Source organism: Micromonospora sp. NPDC049523 (assembly GCF_040676775.1).
Lineage (GTDB): Bacteria > Actinomycetota > Actinomycetes > Mycobacteriales > Micromonosporaceae > Micromonospora_G.
Genome location: NZ_JBFAPP010000014.1, coordinates 30,296 through 49,200 on the forward strand (window position 1 = coordinate 30,296; position 18,905 = coordinate 49,200).

16 protein-coding genes are annotated in these 18,905 nt (G+C 69.8%); 8 read left to right on the top strand and 8 right to left on the bottom strand.

Annotated elements, in window-relative coordinates:
* Positions 1–81: 81 nt before the first annotated feature.
* Positions 82–1,032, bottom strand: coding sequence for a malate dehydrogenase (gene mdh / locus AB0J90_RS22130; RefSeq protein ID WP_363598653.1), 951 nt, complete (start codon positions 1,030–1,032; stop codon positions 82–84).
* Between the two features lie 382 nt (positions 1,033–1,414).
* Positions 1,415–2,275 (bottom strand): bifunctional methylenetetrahydrofolate dehydrogenase/methenyltetrahydrofolate cyclohydrolase, encoded by an 861-nt coding sequence (locus tag AB0J90_RS22135; RefSeq protein ID WP_326560979.1) that lies wholly within the window; start codon positions 2,273–2,275, stop codon positions 1,415–1,417.
* A gap of 466 nt (positions 2,276–2,741) precedes the next feature.
* Here AB0J90_RS22135 and AB0J90_RS22140 point away from each other — a divergent pair, with 466 nt between their 5' ends.
* The 5 genes from AB0J90_RS22140 to AB0J90_RS22160 all read left to right on the top strand — a co-directional run bounded on the left by AB0J90_RS22140 (position 2,742) and on the right by AB0J90_RS22160 (position 8,642).
* On the top strand, positions 2,742–4,382 hold the full coding sequence (locus AB0J90_RS22140; RefSeq protein WP_363598655.1) for an ABC transporter substrate-binding protein: 1,641 nt from the start codon (positions 2,742–2,744) through the stop codon (positions 4,380–4,382).
* Positions 4,383–4,608: 226 nt separating this feature from the next.
* Positions 4,609–5,547, top strand: coding sequence for an ABC transporter permease (locus tag AB0J90_RS22145; protein WP_363598657.1), 939 nt, complete (start codon positions 4,609–4,611; stop codon positions 5,545–5,547).
* Positions 5,548–5,622: 75 nt separating this feature from the next.
* Positions 5,623–6,579, top strand: a complete 957-nt coding sequence (locus AB0J90_RS22150; protein WP_363598659.1) for an ABC transporter permease — start codon at positions 5,623–5,625, stop codon at positions 6,577–6,579.
* 7 nt (positions 6,580–6,586) lie between these two features.
* Positions 6,587–7,627 carry an ABC transporter ATP-binding protein gene (locus AB0J90_RS22155; RefSeq protein WP_363598661.1) on the top strand — a complete coding sequence of 347 codons (1,041 nt, stop codon included), beginning with the start codon at positions 6,587–6,589 and terminating at the stop codon, positions 7,625–7,627.
* The gene (locus AB0J90_RS22160) at positions 7,614–8,642 is read left to right on the top strand and encodes a dipeptide ABC transporter ATP-binding protein (RefSeq protein ID WP_363598663.1); all 1,029 of its coding nucleotides are present in this window, start codon (positions 7,614–7,616) and stop codon (positions 8,640–8,642) included. The genes AB0J90_RS22155 and AB0J90_RS22160 overlap by 14 nt, the downstream gene beginning before the upstream one ends.
* 56 nt (positions 8,643–8,698) lie before the next feature.
* Here AB0J90_RS22160 and purH read toward each other — a convergent pair whose 3' ends face one another.
* The 3 genes from purH to AB0J90_RS22175 form a co-directional block, all read right to left on the bottom strand.
* Entirely contained in the window at positions 8,699–10,270 is a 1,572-nt protein-coding gene (gene purH / locus AB0J90_RS22165) for a bifunctional phosphoribosylaminoimidazolecarboxamide formyltransferase/IMP cyclohydrolase (RefSeq protein WP_363598665.1), read from the bottom strand.
* A complete protein-coding gene (gene purN / locus AB0J90_RS22170; RefSeq protein WP_363598667.1) occupies positions 10,267–10,887 on the bottom strand; it encodes a phosphoribosylglycinamide formyltransferase in 621 nt (206 codons plus the stop codon). The genes purH and purN overlap by 4 nt, the downstream gene beginning before the upstream one ends.
* 290 nt (positions 10,888–11,177) lie before the next feature.
* Positions 11,178–12,791 carry a DUF6350 family protein gene (locus AB0J90_RS22175; RefSeq protein WP_363598669.1) on the bottom strand — a complete coding sequence of 538 codons (1,614 nt, stop codon included), beginning with the start codon at positions 12,789–12,791 and terminating at the stop codon, positions 11,178–11,180.
* Between the two features lie 164 nt (positions 12,792–12,955).
* On the opposite strand from AB0J90_RS22175, the gene AB0J90_RS22180 reads away from it, so the two are divergent.
* Entirely contained in the window at positions 12,956–13,219 is a 264-nt protein-coding gene (locus AB0J90_RS22180) for a DUF4190 domain-containing protein (RefSeq protein ID WP_363598671.1), read from the top strand.
* A 215-nt stretch (positions 13,220–13,434) separates the two neighbouring features.
* Here AB0J90_RS22180 and sucD read toward each other — a convergent pair whose 3' ends face one another.
* The 3 genes from sucD to AB0J90_RS22195 all read right to left on the bottom strand — a co-directional run bounded on the left by sucD (position 13,435) and on the right by AB0J90_RS22195 (position 16,466).
* Positions 13,435–14,322, bottom strand: coding sequence for a succinate--CoA ligase subunit alpha (sucD, locus tag AB0J90_RS22185; RefSeq protein WP_363598673.1), 888 nt, complete (start codon positions 14,320–14,322; stop codon positions 13,435–13,437).
* Positions 14,323–14,324: 2 nt separating this feature from the next.
* Complete coding sequence (gene sucC, locus AB0J90_RS22190) at positions 14,325–15,503, bottom strand: ADP-forming succinate--CoA ligase subunit beta (RefSeq protein ID WP_363598675.1); 1,179 nt, start codon at positions 15,501–15,503, stop codon at positions 14,325–14,327.
* A 558-nt stretch (positions 15,504–16,061) separates the two neighbouring features.
* Positions 16,062–16,466 carry a cobalamin B12-binding domain-containing protein gene (locus AB0J90_RS22195; protein ID WP_329107317.1) on the bottom strand — a complete coding sequence of 135 codons (405 nt, stop codon included), beginning with the start codon at positions 16,464–16,466 and terminating at the stop codon, positions 16,062–16,064.
* Between the two features lie 461 nt (positions 16,467–16,927).
* Between AB0J90_RS22195 and AB0J90_RS22200 the strand changes: the two genes are divergently transcribed.
* Together AB0J90_RS22200 and AB0J90_RS22205 are read left to right on the top strand one after the other, a co-directional pair.
* Positions 16,928–17,650, top strand: coding sequence for a M23 family metallopeptidase (locus tag AB0J90_RS22200; RefSeq protein ID WP_363598677.1), 723 nt, complete (start codon positions 16,928–16,930; stop codon positions 17,648–17,650).
* A gap of 268 nt (positions 17,651–17,918) precedes the next feature.
* A complete protein-coding gene (locus AB0J90_RS22205) occupies positions 17,919–18,788 on the top strand; it encodes a M23 family metallopeptidase (protein WP_363598679.1) in 870 nt (289 codons plus the stop codon).
* The last annotated feature ends 117 nt before the right edge of the window (positions 18,789–18,905 follow it).

Below are 18,905 nucleotides of genomic sequence, written 5' to 3' on the forward strand. Positions count from 1 at the left end.
TGATACATGGAAAGAGTGGCTGTCCGGAGTCGGACGGCCACTCTTTCCGGTGTCGCGGTTGCCCCGGGCGGGGCGGGTCGATCAGAGGTTCGCGATGTCGCCCTGCTTGGCCCGGACCGCCTCGGCGGCGGCCTTGAGGCTGGCCAGCTCGTCGGCGTCCAGGTCGGTGGTGACGATCCGGCGGACACCCTCGCGGCCCAGCTCGGCCTCGACACCGAGGTAGACCCCGGAGATGCCGTAGTCGCCGTCGACCCAGGCGCAGACCGGCATGACCTCGCCGGAGTCGGTCGCCACGGCCTTCGCCATCCGGGCCGCGGCAGCGGACGGGGCGTAGTACGCCGAACCGGTCTTGAGCAGCGCGACCACCTCGGCGCCACCGTTGCGGGTACGGACCACCAGCTCTTCAATCTTGGCGTCCGGAAGCACCTCGCGCAGCGGCTTGCCGTTCACCGTGCTGCGCGACGGAACCGGCACCATGGTGTCGCCGTGCGAGCCGAGCGTGAGGGTCTTCACCGAGGCCACCGGTACGCCCAGCTCCTCGGCGACGAAGGTGGTGAACCGGGCGGTGTCCAGCATGCCGGCCTGACCGAGCACCCGCTGCTTCGGGAACTGGGTGGCGAGCTGGGCCATCGCGGTCATCTCGTCCAGCGGGTTCGAGACGACGATGACCACCGCGTTCGGGGCGAACTTGGCCACGCTCTCGGACACCACACGTACGATCTTGGCGTTGGTGGCGAGCAGGTCCATCCGGCTCATCCCCGGCTTGCGCGGCAGGCCCGCGGTGATCACCACCACGTCGGAGCCCTCGATGACCTCGTAACCCTCGCCGTTCGGTCCGGTGGTCTGGCCGACCACCTTGGTCTCGAAGCCCTCGATCGGCCGCGACTGGTTGATGTCCAGCGCCAGCCCCTCGGGCTTGCCTTCGATGATGTCGGTGATCACGACCGTGTCGAAGACGTCGTACTCCGCCAGTCGCTGCGCGGTCGTCGAGCCGTAGAAACCGGCGCCGACGACGGTGACCTTTTTGCCCATGGTCGTCCCACTCTCTGTTACCGACGGGTTCTTTTCCGGACCGTATCAGCCAACGGACCACCGGTCCGGCCAGGGGCTGATTTGCCTGATCGTCCCCGGCTGACCGATCCGGCCGGGCCGTCCCGACCGCTCCGGCCGCGTCCGCGGCGGCCCGGTCTCCGGGTACCCCGACCAGCCGGCTTCAGCCCGTTACCGCGCAGCTCACGGTCAGCCGCGTCCAGCCTGGGCTGGCCGCGTTCGGCCTGGTCAGCCGCTGTTCAGTGGTCAACCGCGGTCAGCCGCGTTCGGCCGGTCAGCCGCGTTCGGCCGGTCAGCCGCGTTCGGCCGGTCAGCCGCGTTCGGCCGGTCAGCCGCGTTCGGCCGGTCAGCCGCGTTCGGCCGGTCAGCCGCGTTCGGCTCGCTCGACCACGTTGGTCAGCAGCATGGCGCGGGTCATCGGCCCCACCCCGCCCGGCATCGGCACCATCGCCCCGGCCACCTCGGCCACCTCGGCCGCGATGTCGCCGGTGTAGCGGCCCTTTCCGTCCGGGCCGATCACGCGGGTGATGCCGACGTCGACCACGGTGGCTCCGGGCCGGACCATGTCGGCGGTGAGCAGCCCGGGTACGCCGGCCGCCACGATCACGATGTCCGCGTTGCGGGTGTGCTTGGCGAGGTCCAGGGTGCCGGTGTGGCAGAGCGTCACGGTGGCGTTCTCGCTGCGCCGGGTAAGCAGCAGGCCGAGCGGGCGGCCGACGGTGTTGCCCCGGCCGACCACCGCCACCTCCGCTCCGCGCAGCGGTACGTCGTGCCGCCGGAGCAGCTCGACGATGCCGCGTGGGGTGCAGGGCAGCGGGCCGTCGTAGCCCAGCACCAGCCGGCCCAGGTTGACCGGGTGCAGCCCGTCCGCGTCCTTCTCCGGGTCGATCAGCTCCAGCACCCGCTGGGTGTCGAGGTGGCGCGGCAGCGGCAGCTGGACGATGTAGCCGTGGCAGGCGGGGTCCGCGTTGAGTTCGGCGATGACCTCGTCGACCTGCTCCTGGGTGGCGTCGGCGGGCAGTTCGCGGCGGATGGAGGCGATGCCCACCTCGGCACAGTCGCGGTGTTTGCCGTTGACGTACGCCTGCGAGCCGGGATCCGCACCGACGAGTACGGTGCCGAGCCCGGGGACCAGACCCCGCTCGGCGAGGGCCTTCACCCGCACCCGTAGCTCGTCCTTGATCTCCGCCGCGGTCGCTTTGCCGTCCAGAAGGGTCGCCGTCACGCCCCTGATCGTCTCACGGCGGGCCGTCCGGCTTCCGGGACACCCGGGTTGTCCGGTTCACGGGTCGGTTGGCGGCCGGCACGGCGAAGTCCACCATGATGTAACTTTCCGTAACCGTGTTGTTCGTCACTCGCGGTAGCCGGGTGTGGAGTTGTCCACAGTATGAGCGTGCAGCCAGGCATAAGCCGGACAAACCCCAGGTGGCGCAGGCCACACGGAGATCAACGCCGATTGCGGGGTTTGGACCATCAAATGCCGAAATACGACTATAGATTGCGCCGTTCGGGCGGGACCTCCTTTACCAGACGCAAACCCACGCCGCAAGCAGACTCTCAGGGGCCCGTTATTCAGTCGTAATCTACTGGTTTGGACTAGGGTCCCGGCACGACCTACCTTTGCCGAGCGTTGCGCAGAGTGACCCGCACCCGGGACCTGGCTGCCCAGCGTGAGGAGATGAGGAGGCTCAATGCAGGTCCGTAGGCTCGCAGCCTGGGCCGCCGTACCGCTCGTCGCAACCCTGGGCCTCGCGGCCTGTGGCAGCGGCGACGACGGCGGTTCCGGGGACAGCAACCCCAACGCTACGGTGTCGATCCAGATCGGTGAACCGCAGCACCTGATCCCGACCAACACCACCGAGACGAGCGGGAACCAGGTCCTCAGCGCCCTGTTCACCCCGCTGGTGGACTACGACGCCCAGAACAAGCCTTACGAGGTTCAGGCGGAGTCGATCCAGAGCACCGACAACACCACCTGGACGATCAAGCTGAAGGACGGCTACACCTTCCACAACGGTGAGAAGGTCACGTCCGACAGCTACATCAACGCCTGGAACTACGGCGCTTATGCCCCGAACGGCCAGGGCGCCAGCTACTTCTTCGAGAAGATCGCCGGGTACGACGACCTCCAGTCGACCGACCCGGACGGCGAAGAGGGCCCGCAGAAGGCCCCGGAGCCGAAGGCGAAGACGATGAGCGGGCTGAAGAAGGTCGACGACTCGACCTTCACCGTCACCCTCTCCGCGCCGTACTCCGAGTTCAAGACGATGCTCGGGTACAACGCCTTCTACCCGCTGCCGAACGCCGCCTTCTCCGCCCCCGGCGTGATCAAGGACGGCTTCGAGGACGCCATCATCGGCGATGGCCCCTTCAAGATCAAGGGCACCTGGCAGCACGACGCCAAGGTCGAGGTCGAGCGTTACGACGCCTTCCCCGGCGAGAAGCCGAAGGTTGGCGGCGTCGAGTTCCGGATCTACCAGCAGCTCACCGCCGCGTACGCGGACGTGATCTCGGACAACCTGGACGTCGTACCGACGATCCCGACCGAGAACCTGACCAGCGCGGCGAGCGACCTCGGCGACCGGTTCCAGCAGAGCCCGGCGTCGTCGTTCCAGTTCCTGGCGTTCCCGACGTTCGACCCGGCGTACAGCAAGCCCGAGGTTCGTAAGGCGATCTCCGAGGCGATCGACCGCGACGAGATCATCAAGTCGGTCTTCAAGGACTCGCAGCAGTCGGCCCGCTCGTTCGTCTCGCCGGTTGTCGCCGGATACCGGGACAACACCTGTGGCGCCGCGTGCGTGTTCGACCCGGCCAAGGCCAAGGCGGAGTACACCGCCGCGGGCGGCCCGGCGAAGATCCAGATCTCGTACAACGGCGATGGTGGCCACAAGGACTGGGTCGACGCGACCTGCAACCAGCTCAAGACCAACCTGGGCGTGGACTGCGTCGGCGCTGCCGAGCCGAAGTTCGCCGACCTGCTGGACAAGGTCGAGAAGAAGCAGCCGGTCGGCATGTTCCGGCTCGGCTGGATCATGGACTACCCGTCCATGGAGAACTACCTCGGCCCGCTCTACACCACGAACGGCTCGTCGAACTACTACGGGTACAGCAACCCGCAGTTCGACTCGCTGGTGAAGGAAGGCGTCTCGGCCGCCACCCCGGACGAGGCGATCAAGAAGTACCAGGCCGCTGAGGACATCCTGGCGAACGACCTGCCGGTGATTCCGCTGCGCTTCGGTCAGAACAACTTCGGCTACTCGAGCAAGGTCAAGAACGTCGAGATCGACCTGTTCCAGCGGGTCAATCTGACCAAGATCGAGGCCGTCAGCTGAGCTGACCCCCCGAATCTGGTTCGGTCCATCCGGTAATCCCCGGTGGCTCGGGCCATGGATGGAGCAGTCCGGCGTCGCCCAAGAACGCCGACGCCGGACTGTTCCGCCGGGCACATCGCGAGGTGTTTCCCCGCCGAAAATCCGGGCCTTGAGTGCCCGGATACTTTCGTACGCCGAAACGATCGTTCGTACGACTTTCATCCATATTCGGAGAGAAAGCTAAGGTATGTTCCGCTACATTGTGCGGCGCCTGCTCCAGATGGTCCTCGCATTCTTCGGGACCACTCTGATCGTCTACGCGCTGATGTTCGCCGGCCAGGGCGACCCCATCCAGGCACTCGCCGGCGAGCGGCCGGTTACCCCCGCCCAGCGGGCATACCTGACCGAGACGTTCCATCTCGACAAGACCGGGGTCGGCGGCTTCTTCTACCGCTACTTCGACTACATCGGCAACCTGCTCAAGGGTGACCTGGGCATGTCGCTGACCCAGCGGAAGATCGGCGACATGATCGCCACCGCCTGGCCGGTCACGCTGAAGCTCGCCCTGATCGGCATCGCCGTCGCGATCATCTTCGGCGTCAGCGCCGGGGTCATCGCCGGCATCCGCCGCGGCGGCATCTTCGACAACGCGACGCTGCTGCTGACCCTGCTGGTGCTCGGCATCCCGACCATCGTGCTGGCCCCGCTCGCGCAGTATTTCCTCGGCGTCAAGCTCGGCTGGTTCCCGCCGACCGCGGGCGCGCAGCCCAGCTTCTACGCCCTCCTGCTGCCCGGCATCGTGCTCGGCTCACTATCCCTGGCGACAGCGCTGCGACTGACCCGTACGTCGGTCGCCGAGAACATGCGCTCCGACTACGTACGGACGGCGAAGTCCAAGGGTCTGCCCCAGCGCCGCATCGTCGGTGTGCACGTACTGCGGAACTCGCTGATCCCGGTGGTCACGTTCCTCGGTGTCGAGCTGGGCAACCTGATGAGCGGCGCGATCATCACCGAGGGCGTGTTCAACATCCCCGGCATCGGGTTCAACCTCTTCCGCGGTATCCGTACCGAGGACGGCCCGCTGGTGGTCGGAATCGTCAGCATCCTGGTCGTGGTCTACCTGATCTGCAACCTGGTGGTCGACGTCCTCTACGCCGTACTCGACCCGAGGATCCGCTATGTCTGAGCGGCCACGGACAACCGAGTACCGGTTCGAGCAGCGCGGTGAGCGCGATCAGTACGAGCGCAGCGAGGTGCAGGCATGAGTGACTACGAAACGGTCGCCGCGACCGAGAACCCGAGCGCGCGGCGTGGACCCACCGGGGAACCGGGCGCGCCCGGCAAGGTGGAGGTGCTGCACAAGCCGCGCAGCCTCGCCGGTGACGCGTGGCGCGACCTGCGCCGCAACCCGATCTTCTGGGTCTCGCTCAGCCTGGTCGTGATCGTCACCCTGATGGCGGCCTTCCCCAGCCTGCTCACCTCGAACGACCCGACCGACTGCACGCTGTCCCGGCAGCACCAGGGTCCGACCGGCGGCGCCATCTTCGGCTACAACTTCCAGGGCTGCGACATCTACGCCCGCTCGGTGTACGGCGCCCGCGCGTCGCTTCTGGTCGGCGCCCTCTCCGCACTGCTCACCGGCATCATCGCCGTGGTGGTCGGGATGTTGGCCGGCTACTTCGGCGGCTGGGTCGACGCGGTGCTGTCCCGGGTCATCGACATCGTCCTGGGCCTCCCGCTGCTGCTCGCCGCGATCGTGCTGCTCAAGCGGATCAGCAGCGACAACCAGTGGGCCCGGATCGCCGCACTGATCTTCGTACTCGCGGTCCTCGGTTGGACCACCGCGGCCCGGGTCATCCGGTCCTCGGTGATCAGCGCGAAGCAGCAGGACTACGTGGCGGCGGCCCGGATGCTCGGCGCCGGCAACGGCCGGATCATGTGGCGTCACATCCTGCCGAACTCGCTCGCCCCGGTGGTCGTGGTGCTCACCATCGCCCTCGGCGCGTTCATCGCCGCCGAGGCCACCCTGTCGTTCCTCGGCATCGGCCTCAAGGAACCGACGATCTCGTGGGGTATGGACATCGACGCCGGCCGGGTGCACATGCGGGAGTCGGCCACCCCGCTGATCGTCCCGTCCACGTTCCTCGCCCTGACGGTGCTCGCGTTCATCATGCTCGGCGACGCCATCCGCGACGCCTTCGACCCGAAGCTGCGGTGATCAAATCATGAGCTACCTTTCGGCCCAGCCCATCGCGGCGCCGTCCGCCCGCGGTGGCGACCACCCGCACCTGCTCGAGGTACGGGACCTGTACGTCCAGTTCAACACCCGCGACGGCGTGGCGAAGGTGATCAACGGCGTCTCGTACCACCTGGACGCCGGGGAGACCCTGGCCGTGCTCGGTGAGTCCGGCTCCGGCAAGTCGGTCACCGCACAGGCGATCATGGGCATCCTGGACATGCCGCCGGCCGTCATCCCGTCCGGCCAGATCCTCTACGACGGCAGCGACCTGCTCAAGATGCCCGAGGAGCAGCGCCGGCAGGTCCGGGGCAAAGAGATCGCGATGATCTTCCAGGACGCGCTCTCCGCGCTGAACCCGGTTTTCCCGGTCGGTTGGCAGATCGGCGAGACGCTGCGCCAGCGCGAGGGCCTGTCCCGCGCCGACGCCCGCAAGCGCGCCATCGAGCTGATGGAACTGGTGAAGATCCCGGCCGCGAAGCAGCGGGTGGGTGACTACCCGCACCAGTTCTCCGGCGGCATGCGCCAGCGCGTGATGATCGCGATGGCGCTGGCGCTGAACCCGCGGGTGCTGATCGCCGACGAGCCCACCACGGCGCTCGACGTCACCGTGCAGGCCCAGATCATGGACCTGCTCGGTGACCTGCGCCGGGAACTCAACATGGCGATGATCCTGATCACCCATGACCTCGGTGTGGTCGCCGACGTCGCGGACCGGATCGCCGTCATGTACGCCGGCCGGATCGTCGAACACGCCGACGTGCACTCGCTGTACTCGCGGCCCGGCCACCCGTACACCAAGGGTCTGCTGGAGTCGATTCCCCGGCTGGACCAGCGCGGCCAGGAGCTGTCCACCATCAAGGGCCTGCCACCGAACCTGATGCGCATCCCCTCGGGCTGCCCCTTCCACCCGCGCTGCCCGTACGCCCAGCAGGTCTGCGTCGATGTCGTGCCCGAGAACCGGAACCTCGGCAACGACCGGACCAGCGCATGTCACTTTGCCCAGGAGGTCCTCGATGGCCGGCTCTAGCGCAACCAAGGTGCGTGGCGAAACGATCCTGCAGGTCGACAACGTCGTCAAGCACTTCCCGATCACCCAGGGAATCGTCTTCAAGAAGCAGATCGGCGCCGTCAAGGCGGTCGACGGGGTCAGCTTCGAACTGCGCCGCGGTGAGACCCTCGGTGTGGTCGGCGAGTCCGGCTGCGGCAAGTCGACCCTCGCCCGGCTGCTGATGCGGCTGGAGACGCCGACCGGTGGCAAGGCGATGCTGGAGGGGCAGGACATCTTCAAGATGTCCGGCTCCGGCCTGCGGCGGCTGCGTCGCAACGTGCAGATGGTCATGCAGGACCCGTACACGTCGTTGAACCCTCGGATGACGGTCGGCGACATCATCGGCGAGCCGTTCGAGATCCACCCCGAGGTGGCACCGCGCGGTGACCGCAGCCGGCGGGTACGGGAGCTGCTCGACATCGTCGGGCTGAACCCGGAGCACATCAACCGGTACCCGCACCAGTTCTCGGGTGGGCAGCGGCAGCGCATCGGCATCGCCCGTGCGCTGGCCCTGAAGCCGGAGGTGATCGTCTGTGACGAGCCGGTGTCGGCGCTGGACGTGTCGATCCAGGCTCAGGTGATCAACCTGCTGGAGAAGCTCCAGGACGAGCTGGGCCTGTCGTACGTGTTCATCGCGCACGACCTGTCCGTGGTCCGGCACATCGCCGACCGGGTCGCCGTGATGTACCTCGGCAAGATCGTCGAGATCGGTACGAACGAGGAGATCTACGAGCGGCCGACCCACCCGTACACCCAGGCACTGCTCTCCGCGGTGCCGGTGCCGGACCCGTCCGCCCGCGCCCACCGCGAGATCATCCGGCTGACCGGCGACGTGCCCTCGCCGGCCGACCCGCCGTCCGGCTGCCGGTTCCGTACCCGGTGCTGGAAGGCGCAGGACATCTGCGCCACCCAGGACCCGCAGCTGGTCCTCCGCGCGGTCGACCCGCACCCGTCCGCCTGCCACTTCGCCGAACTCAAGCACGTCGTCGCCTGACGTACGGCGGGGCGTGGACGGCCTGGGAGGGCCTGTCCACGCCCCGTCGGGGACGATCAGTGGAAGAAGTGCCGGGTACCGGTGAAGTACATGGTCAGACCGGCCTGCTGGGCAGCGGCGATGACCTCTTCGTCGCGTACGGAACCGCCGGGCTGGACCACACCGCGCACCCCGGCGTCGAGCAGCACCTGCAACCCGTCCGCGAACGGGAAGAAGGCGTCGGAGGCGGCAGCCGCGCCACGGGCCCGCTCGGCACCCGCGCGGGAGACCGCCAGCCGGGCCGAGTCCACCCGGTTGACCTGCCCCATGCCCACCCCGACGGTGGCACCGTCGGTGGCGAGCAGGATCGCGTTGCTCTTCACCGACCGGATCGCCCGCCAGGCGAAGACCAGGTCCCGCAGGAGTTCCGGCGCCGCGCCGTCACCGGCGACCAGGCGCCAGTTGGCCGAGTCGTCGCCGGGTGCGTCGATCCGGTCCGGGGACTGGGCCAGCACCCCGCCGGTGACCGGCCGCCACTCCACCGACGCCGGCTGCCAGGCCGGCGCCCGGAGCAACCGGAGGTTCTTCTTACCGGCCAGCACCTCGACCGCGCCGTCGGTGAAGTCCGGGGCGACCACCACCTCGGTGAAGATGTCGGCGATCTGCTTGGCCAACTCGACCGAGACCGGCTGGTTGACCGCGATCACCCCACCGAACGCCGACACCGGGTCGCAGACGTTCGCCTTGCGGTGCGCGTCGGCCACGTCGACCCCGGTGGCGATGCCGCACGGGTTGGCGTGCTTGATGATCGCGACGACCGGAAGGTCCGGGCCGAAGTCGTTCGCCGCCCGCCAGGCCGCGTCCGCGTCGACGTAGTTGTTGTAGGACATCTCCTTGCCGTGCAACTGGCGTGCCTGCGCCAGCCCCGCCGGAACGGCTGGGTCCAGGTAGATCGCGGCCCGCTGGTGCGGGTTCTCGCCGTAGCGCAGGGTGGCACCGCGGCGCAGGGCGAGCCCGGAGAAGTCCGGCCAGTCCCGCTCCGAGGCCAGGTCCTGGGCGAACCACTGCGCCACCGCCACGTCGTACTCGGCGATGTCGGCGAAGGCCCGCGCCGCGAGCGCGCGCCGCTCGCCGAGGGTGAAACCGCCGCCGGCCAGGGCGTCCAACACCGACGGGTACGCCTGCACGGACGTCACCACCGCCACCGACGCGTGGTTCTTGGCCGCCGCCCGGACCATCGCCGGACCGCCGATGTCGATCTGCTCCACGCAGGCGTCGAAGTCCGCGCCGGAGGCGACCGTCTCGCTGAACGGGTAGAGGTTCGACACCAGCAGGTCGAACGGGGCGATGCCGAGTTCGTCGAGTTGGGCGGTGTGCGTGTCCAGCCGCAGGTCGGCGAGGAGACCGGCGTGCACCTTCGGGTGCAGGGTCTTGACCCGCCCGTCCAGGGTCTCGGGGAAGCCGGTCAGCTCCTCCACCTGGGTCACCGGGATACCGGCACCGGCGATGGTGGCGGCGGTGCTGCCGGTCGACACGATCTCAACCCCGGCGGCGTGCAGCGCCTGGGCCAACTCGGTCAGCCCGGTTTTGTCGTACACGCTGACCAGCGCGCGGCGCAGCGCCCGCCGGCCATCGGAGGTGGTGCTCATGGGATCGTGACCTTTCTTCCGGTGATGGTCCAGCCCTCGCGGACCAGCCGGCCGACCTGCTCGACGAGCTGGGCGCGCTCGGCAACCTTGATGCGTTCGGTGAGGGTTTCCTCGTTGTCGTCGTCGAGCACCGGCACCGTCACCTGGGCGACGATCGGCCCGGTGTCGACACCGGCGTCGACGAAGAAGAGCGTGGCGCCGGCGACCTTCACCCCGTAGGCGAGCGCGTCGCGCGGGCCGTGGATGCCGGGGAAGGCGGGCAGCAACGCGTTGTGCGTGTTCAGGTAGCGGTCGCCGAAGGCGGCGAGGAAGTGCGGGCCGACGAGCTTGAGGAAGCCGGCCGAGACCACCAGGTCGGGTTTGTGTTCGGCGACGTGCGCGGCGAGCGCCTGGTCCCACTCGTCCCGGTCGGCGTACGCCTTGAGCGGGTCGACGAAGACCGGCACCCCTGCGGCGGTGGCCCGGTCGAGTCCGGCGATGCCGTCCCGGTCCGCGCCGACGGCGACCACCTGGGCGCCGTACGCCGGGTCGGTGGCCGCGTCGAGCAACGCCTGCAGGTTGCTACCGGACCCGGAAATGAGGACGACGACACGGGCGGCCGACACGGGCTCAGTCACCCGAGCACCCTATCGGGCAGCTCAGCCCGGCTCTGCGGCGGCTCACGCTAATCCCCCGGCCGTGGGAGGTCGACGTGGCGCCGGACGGGACGACGGGAGCGCGGGACGACGGCGGGTGCGGGACGACGGCGGGTGCGGGACGACGGCGGGTGCGGGACGACGGCGGACGCGGGCACGGGGTGGCGGACACGGGCGCGGGGTGGCGGACACGGGCGCGGGTGGCGGGGACGGGGCGCGGGTCAGGGCCGGGCGCGGGTCAGGGGCGGGCGCGGGTCAGGGGCGGGCGCGGGTCAGGGGCGGGCGAAGGCGCGGGTGACGGCGGCGCCGACCACCGCACCGACCGCCACCACCACGGTGGCGATCACCGACACCTGCCAGCTCACCGGACCGACCTCGGCCATCCGGCCGCCGCCGAGCGAGCCACCGGAGGCCCACGCGGCCACGCCGAGCACCGCGCCGGCCACCGGTCCCCCGATCGCCGCCGCGGCGAGCAGCGGTGCCCAGGGCACCGCGGACTGTCCCCGGCCGGACATCCTGGGCAGCGGCGCGGGCGACGGCGGCAGCCCGGCCCGGCGCAGCGACCGCCGGGTGAGCAGCCAGCCGGCGGCCATGCCGGCGATCGCCGGCACCGCGAGCAGCGCCACGCGCAGGCCACCGATCGGCCCGGACGGCAGGCCGGCGAGCAACGGTACGGCGGGCAGCGCGCCCACCGTGACCTCGGTGGTGCTCACGCTGGTGTCGGTGCCGATCGCGAACCCCGGTCCGAGCAGGTACGACGCCGCCCAGACGGAGGCGTTCGGCGCGTACGCGACGCTGACCACGGTGATGCCGGCCTGCCCCACCACACCGGTCCGGTACGCGGTGAGCATGTCGCTGGCCGCACCGCCACCGGTGGCCACCGCCAGTCCGGCCGCACCGGCACCGGCACCGAGCAGCAGCAGTGCGGCCACGGCTCCGGTCCGCAGCCCGTCGCGCAACACCGAGGGGGTACGCCGGGCGAGCGCGCCGAGCGTGCCGGTGATCGGCAGCGCACCGGCGAGCGCCGCGACGGCACCGAAGCAGGTGAGCGTGAGGCCTGCCCGTGCCGGTGACACCTGCTCGCCACCGGCATTGACGATCAGGGCGGCGACGACTCCGAGCAGCCCGTACGCGATGCCGACCGCGCCCGCGACGGAGAACGCCTGGCGCGGCGTGCCGTGCTGCCGGGCCCCGATCGCCCGACTGGTGTGTACGCCCGCGCGCGCCACCCGCCACGCGGCCAGTACGGCGAGCCCCAGCGGCGGCAGGTGCAGCGTTCCGGCGTCGGTCTCGAGCGGGACGCCGTGGCCGAGCAGCCAGCCGGCGAGCCCGACCCGGGCCGCCCCGCCCACCGCACCGGCGTCCTCGGTGAACCGCGCGAAGCCCAGGATGACCGCGACCGGCAGGTAGGACAGGGACGCCGCCCAACCGGTTGCCACGGCGGCGGCCACCGGCAGCGGTGCCCGTCCGGACCGGCGCGTACCCGTACCCGACGTGCCGTCCGGCCGGGCGGTCCTGCTCGCCGCCGCGGACGCCGTCCGTGCCGCAAGCCTCCGCTCCCGGTCGGACTCGGGACTCGCGAGCATCCGCTCCCGCTCGGACTCGCGACTCACGGGCGTGCGCTCCGGCTCGGACTCGCGATTCGCGAGCATCCGCTCCCGGTCGGACTCGCGACTCACGGGCGTGCGGTCCCGCTCGGACTCGCGGCCGGAGGAGGCGCGATCGAGGTCCGGCTCACGACTCGTGGGCACCCGATCCCGGTCGGGCTCGCCCCGGCGGGCAGCCGGGACCGCCGCGGCCGCTGGCGGATGGCCGGTGGTCGGGGTGGGGTCCGCCGGCTCGGGCCGAACCGGACGCCCAGGCTGATCGGGGGTGACGGGTGGCATCGTGACCTACTCTGGCACGCCGACGTGTGGGCTGGGGGGCGACACCACCGTTGCGGGCACACGGATTCCCCGATTTCGAGGTATTCCCCCGGTTGCGGGGTTAGCGTCGGCCCTGCGTCGGCGATCCGGTCGGAATCCCCGCGTCACCCACGGTGGAGGTGAGTATGGCGGGTCAGTATCCGTATCCGCCCCCGCGGCCGGCACCGTCCGGGCGGGACCGGACCACCCTGTGGGGCGTGCTCGGCATCATCATCGGGCTGGTCTGCTGCGGCGTACTCGGCGTGATCCTCGGTTACCTGTCCATCCGGGACGCACGGCGGTTCGGCGGGTCGCCCGTACTCGGCTGGATCGCGATCGTGTTGAGCGTGCTCAACATCCTCGGTACGGCGATCCTGCGCGGCACCGGTAACTACCCCGGCTGGCGCTAGACGACTGACCCTGCCTCCGGCTGGTGACCCGCGACGATCTTGCACTTGTGGTGGTAAACAAATCCGGATGAGTGCCCTGATTCCAGGCGCCACAAGTGCAAGATCGTCGCGGGAATCGCGGGGGGCGGGTAGAGCGGGGTACGTGGAGAGGGGCTGGCCGCTTGGTGGCCAGCCCCTCTCCACGATCTGTGCCGGTTGACGCCGGCACCGGCAGCTCAGCTGCCGGACATGATCTCCCGCATGAGCTGGGCGGTCTCGGTCGGAGTCTTGCCGACCTTGACCCCGACCGCCTCCAGCGCCGCCTTCTTGGCGTCCGCGGTGCCGGCCGAACCGGAGATGATCGCTCCGGCGTGCCCCATCGTCTTGCCCACCGGTGCGGTGAAGCCGGCGATGTAGCCGACGACCGGCTTGGTCACGTTGGCCTTGATGAACTCGGCCGCCCGCTCCTCGGCGTCGCCGCCGATCTCGCCGATCATCACGATCGCGTCGGTGTCCGGGTCGGCCTGGAACGCCGCCAGCGCGTCGATGTGGGTGGTGCCGATGATCGGGTCACCGCCGATGCCGACGCAGGTGGAGAAGCCGATGTCGCGCAGCTCGTACATCATCTGGTAGGTCAGCGTGCCGCTCTTGCTGACCAGGCCGATGCGGCCGGAGCCGGTGATGTCGGCCGGGATGATGCCGGCGTTGGAGGCGCCCGGCGAGGCGATGCCGGGGCAGTTCGGCCCGATGATCCGGGTCTGCTCGCCCTTGCTCACGTTGTACGCCCAGAACGCCGCGGTGTCGTGCACCGGCACGCCCTCGGTGATCACCACGGCGAGTTCGATGCCCGCGTCGATCGCCTCGACCACCGCGCCCTTGGTGAACTGCGGCGGTACGAAGATGACCGTGGCGTTGGCACCCGTGCCGGCGATCGCGTCCGCGACGCTGGCGAAGACCGGCAGCTCGGTGCCGTCGAAGTCGACGGTCTGACCGGCCTTGCGGGGGTTCACCCCGCCGACCACGTTGGTGCCGGCGGCGAGCATCCGTCGGGTGTGCTTGGAGCCCTCGGAGCCGGTCATCCCCTGGACGATGACCTTCGAGTCCTTGGTCAGCCAGATTGCCATGATCAGACCCCCGCAGCCGCGAGCTCGGCGGCCCGCTCGGCCGCTCCATCCATCGTGTCGACCCGCTGCACCAGCGGGTTCGCCGCGGCGTCGAGGATTGCCCGACCCGCCTCGGCGTTGTTGCCGTCGAGCCGTACGACCAGCGGCTTGTCGACCTGCTCACCGCGCTCGGCGAGCAGGGCCAGCGCCTGGACGATACCGTTGGCGACCTCGTCGCAGGCGGTGATGCCGCCGAAGACGTTCACGAACACGCTCTTGACCGCCGGGTCGGAGAGCACGATCTCCAGGCCGTTCGCCATCACCGCGGCACTCGCGCCGCCGCCGATGTCGAGGAAGTTGGCCGGCTTCACGCCGCCGTGCCGCTCCCCGGCGTACGCGACCACGTCGAGCGTGGACATGACCAGGCCGGCGCCGTTGCCGATGATGCCCACGGCACCGTCGAGCTTGACGTAGTTGAGGTCCTTCTCCTTGGCCCGCTGCTCCAGCGGATCCACCGACGCCTGGTCGACCAGCGCCTCGTGGTCCGGGTGCCGGAACCCGGCGTTCTCGTCCAGGGTCACCTTGGCGTCGAGCAGCAGCACGTCGCCCTTTGCCGTACGGGCCAACGGGTTGACCTCGACCAGGGTGGCGTCCTCGGCGACGAACGCCCGCCACAGCCCGACCGCGATCTCCGCGATCTGGTCGGCCACCACGGCCGGGAACTGGGCCGCGGCGACGATTTCGTTGGCCTTTGCCAGGTCGACGCCGACGTTGGCGTCGATCGCGATCTTGGCGACCCGCTCCGGGGTCTCGGCGGCGACCTGCTCGATGTCCATACCGCCGGCCACGCTGGCGATGCAGAGGAAGGTGCGGTTCGCCCGGTCGAGCAGGTAGGAGAGGTAGTACTCCTCGGCGATCTCCGCGGTCACGGTGATCATGACCTTGTGGACCGTGTGACCCTTGATGTCCATGCCCAGGATGTCGGTGGCACGAGCCACCGCATCCTCGGGGTTGTCGGCGAGCTTGACCCCGCCGGCCTTGCCCCGGCCGCCGACCTTCACCTGGGCCTTGACGACCACTCGGCCACCGAGGCGATCGGCGATCGCGCGGGCCTCCTCCGGGGTGGTGGCGACGCCGCCGGCGAGCACGGGCAAACCGTGCCGCTCGAACAGCTCGCGCCCCTGGTATTCGTACAGGTCCACGATTGCGCGTCCCGTCCAGTCTCCGCGGCGCGCCGTCGCGCCGCCGCCAGCGTGAAATGAGTTGACGCCTGCCGTACCAAAAGAAACAGGCCTCCGGCCGCAGCCTAGCGAGATCGGCACCGGGGGCAACCGAGCGGGTGCGCGGTGTGCGGTACTGCACAACTCGCCCACACCCGGATACAGCTCCGCCAGGGCGTCGCCGGTCGCCGCGGAAAGCTTTCTGGCCGATCTCGCAAGAACCGCGTAACCCCCACGGGAAGCCGTCGTTGAGTCAGATGTCGGAGCGCTGAGCCGCGCGATGACGGGAAGCGGCCGATGCCCTGTCGGTCGAGGGGTGGCGGCGGGGCATCGCGCATAGAGAGGCCGGACGTGTGAGGGGTGCGTCCGGCCTCTCCCCCCGTCAGTACGCCTGACGGGGGTGCCGACACCCGAGCTGACTCCCCGCGATCGCCGGGCGCGGTTCTTGCTACTTCATCGACCCTGGCCGACGGTTCCGTGCCCAGCATCACACCGGCAGCCGACCACGGTCACGCAGCGCTATCGCGACGCCGGCACCGTTCAGGCCACCGGCTGGGCGACGTTCGCCCGTACCCATTCCACGATCGCCTGGGTGGTCGCGCCGGGAGTGAAGATCTTGGCGACCCCGATCCGCTCCAGCTCGGGAATGTCGGCCTCGGGGATGATGCCGCCGCCGAAGACGACCATGTCCTGGGCATCCCGCTCGGCCAGCAGTTCGACCACCCGGCGGAACAGGGTCATGTGCGCGCCGGAGAGGACCGACAGGCCGACCGCGTCCGCGTCCTCCTGGATGGCGGTCTCGACGATCTGCTCCGGGGTCTGGTGCAGGCCGGTGTAGATGACCTCCATGCCGGCGTCCCGCAACGCGCGGGCGACCACCTTCACGCCACGGTCGTGCCCGTCCAAGCCGGGCTTGGCGACGACGACCCGCGTTCGAGAGCTCATCAGCACACCTTTCCAGGGCACCTCGGCAACCACCTTAACGAACGGTAACCCGAGGTCCGTACGAGATGGAATCTGGGCGGTACGCCGGACCGACGCGCGAACATCGCCGACCGTCCGGGCGAGACCGACGCCGTCCGGACAGCCGGAACTCCGGGTGCCGTCGGGCCGTCACTGCGTGTCGCCACGGACCGATTCGACTGACCCGCCGTACCGCTCGTGATGACTGACAGTTACTAACGATAAGACCCACTAATGGTTACGAAATTGGGCGTTTCCCGACGGACAGGCGCACCGCACGACGACAAAGCCGTGGGGTGACTTGTGGGCCGACTAGGCGGCGGTTACCGTGACGACGGTTGTCATCAGGTCCACGATCGGGTGACAACACGGTCCGCCGGTGTGGTTCTCGCTTCATCCACACGGGCACGACCGGTTCAAATACCCGACAACGGAGGGTGTGCGTGCGCCAGCGCCTGTCGTCTGAGCCCGATCGCTATCGCGGGCGACGCCGCGTACCCACCCCCCCGCGCAGTCGCTACGCCGCAGTTGTCACCACCGCATTCGTCGGTGCCGGGATCGTCGCCCTGGGCGCGGCAGCAATGCCCGACGCCAAGGCGGTCAACCCCACCACCCTGGCCGATCTAGAGAACGCCGCGGCCACCAGTGACGACCTCGCCTCGCGTGCGGACACCGCGGAGCGCGCGTCCCGTGACGACGACCGGTCGGGCATCGCCAGCACGATGGCGGAAGCGCCGGACGTCTGGCTGCTGCCGCTGCACGGCTATAACTTCACCTCCCCCTACGGCATGCGCTGGGGCGATCTGCACACCGGGGTCGACCTGGCCGCGGCCGAGGGCACCCCGTTCCGCGCGATCCACGGCGGCAAGGTCACCCGCGCCGGCTGGTACGGCGGCTACGGCCTCTGCGTGATCGTGCAGCACCCGGACGGCACCGAAGCGGTCTACGGCCAGTCCTCCAAGCTCTCGGTCAAGGTGGGCCAGGAGGTCAAGGCCGGCGACGAACTCGGTCTGGTCGGCATGACCGGCCACTCGTACGGCTCCCACCTGCACCTTGAGGTGCACGTCGACGGGGTTCCCCGCGACCCGATCCCGTACCTGCGGGACAAGGGAGTCGACCTGCAGACCGAGGTCGAGGCAATCTACGGCGGCGTAGGCGCTTCGTAGCCCGACGTAATACATCGATCACCGCCCGGACACATGTCCGGGCGGTTTTTCGTGTTCGCGATCGGCAAAGTTCCCTACGCCACAGGAGTCGGTGTGACCGGGGACACGTTGATCTTCGCTTGATATCCGGTATCCCGGCCGCAATTCCGACAAAATCCCGCGCCGTACGGTCGCCCCGCACCGCCCACCCTCGACCCGATGCCGCAGGTCAGAGGCACAACCGACCACCATTTCCGGGTCCGTTCCAGTACCCCCGGAGGTTCCACCCGTGCCCGAAACCCAGCCGTTCGACGACCGCGACCGCGAAGAGGGCGGAGACGACCGCCAGCCGGGCACCGGGGTGGCCCGACACCGGGCCGGCCGGAGCCGGGTCAGCCGCAGCGCGTACGTCGCGACCGGGCTGGCCGTACTGATCGGCTTCGGCGTCGCGGCTGTCACCGTCGGCGGTGACGGCGACCAGCCGGACAACACCGCCCTGGTGGCCGAGGACGCGGCCGCCCGCACCGCGGCCGCCAACCGTGCCGACCGGTCCCAGCGGGATCCGATCCTCGAATCACCGACCGCCGTTCCCACCAGCGCGCTGGCCCCGACCGGTTCGCCGAGCCCGACCCCGAGCGCGGTCCCGTCCAGCCCGGTCGCACCGAGCAGCGCGGCGCCGACGGCCAAGAAGAAGGCCAGCGCCAAGCCCAAGCCGACACCCGCCCGGACCACGGCGAAGCCGACGAAGGCCAGCACCGCCGCCTGGGTCAGCCCGATGCCCGGTGCCCCGGTCAGCTCCTGCTACGGCATGCGTGGCGGCGTACTGCACGCCGGCATCGACCTGGCGGAGCCGGAGAACACCCCGATCCACGCGGTCGCCGCCGGCACGGTGATCACCGCCGGTGCGGCCTACGACGGGTACGGCATCTCGGTCGTCATCGACCACGGCAACGGCATCCTGACCCACTACGCCCACCAGAACCGGACCGCGGTGAAGGTCGGCGACAAGGTCACCCCCGGCCAGGTCATCGGGTACGAGGGTGCCACCGGGGACGCCACCGGCCCGCACCTGCACTTCGAGGTGCACCAGGGCGGGCTCTGGAACCAGATCGACCCGGCGGTGTTCATGCGCTCGCACGGCGTCGACCTCGGCTGCTGAGCACCCGAACCGAAACTCCCCCCTGTGGTGGTGGTGAAGCCGTCGGGCCCGCATCCGGTCCTCCCGGATACGGGCCCGACGGCATTTCCCCACCGCAGTAGCACCCCGGTCAGCGCC

Excerpts from the sequence above, each read along its gene's own strand:
- mdh (WP_363598653.1), bottom strand. The coding sequence starts at position 1,032 with ATGGGCAAAAAGGTCACCGTCGTCGGCGCCGGTTTCTACGGCTCGACG.
- AB0J90_RS22140 (WP_363598655.1), top strand. The coding sequence starts at position 2,742 with ATGCAGGTCCGTAGGCTCGCAGCCTGGGCCGCCGTACCGCTCGTCGCA.
- AB0J90_RS22145 (WP_363598657.1), top strand. The coding sequence starts at position 4,609 with ATGTTCCGCTACATTGTGCGGCGCCTGCTCCAGATGGTCCTCGCATTC.
- AB0J90_RS22150 (WP_363598659.1), top strand. The coding sequence starts at position 5,623 with ATGAGTGACTACGAAACGGTCGCCGCGACCGAGAACCCGAGCGCGCGG.
- AB0J90_RS22155 (WP_363598661.1), top strand. The coding sequence starts at position 6,587 with ATGAGCTACCTTTCGGCCCAGCCCATCGCGGCGCCGTCCGCCCGCGGT.
- AB0J90_RS22160 (WP_363598663.1), top strand. The coding sequence starts at position 7,614 with ATGGCCGGCTCTAGCGCAACCAAGGTGCGTGGCGAAACGATCCTGCAG.
- purH (WP_363598665.1), bottom strand. The coding sequence starts at position 10,270 with ATGAGCACCACCTCCGATGGCCGGCGGGCGCTGCGCCGCGCGCTGGTC.
- AB0J90_RS22175 (WP_363598669.1), bottom strand. The coding sequence starts at position 12,791 with ATGCCACCCGTCACCCCCGATCAGCCTGGGCGTCCGGTTCGGCCCGAG.
- AB0J90_RS22180 (WP_363598671.1), top strand. The coding sequence starts at position 12,956 with ATGGCGGGTCAGTATCCGTATCCGCCCCCGCGGCCGGCACCGTCCGGG.
- sucD (WP_363598673.1), bottom strand. The coding sequence starts at position 14,322 with ATGGCAATCTGGCTGACCAAGGACTCGAAGGTCATCGTCCAGGGGATG.
- AB0J90_RS22195 (WP_329107317.1), bottom strand. The coding sequence starts at position 16,466 with ATGAGCTCTCGAACGCGGGTCGTCGTCGCCAAGCCCGGCTTGGACGGG.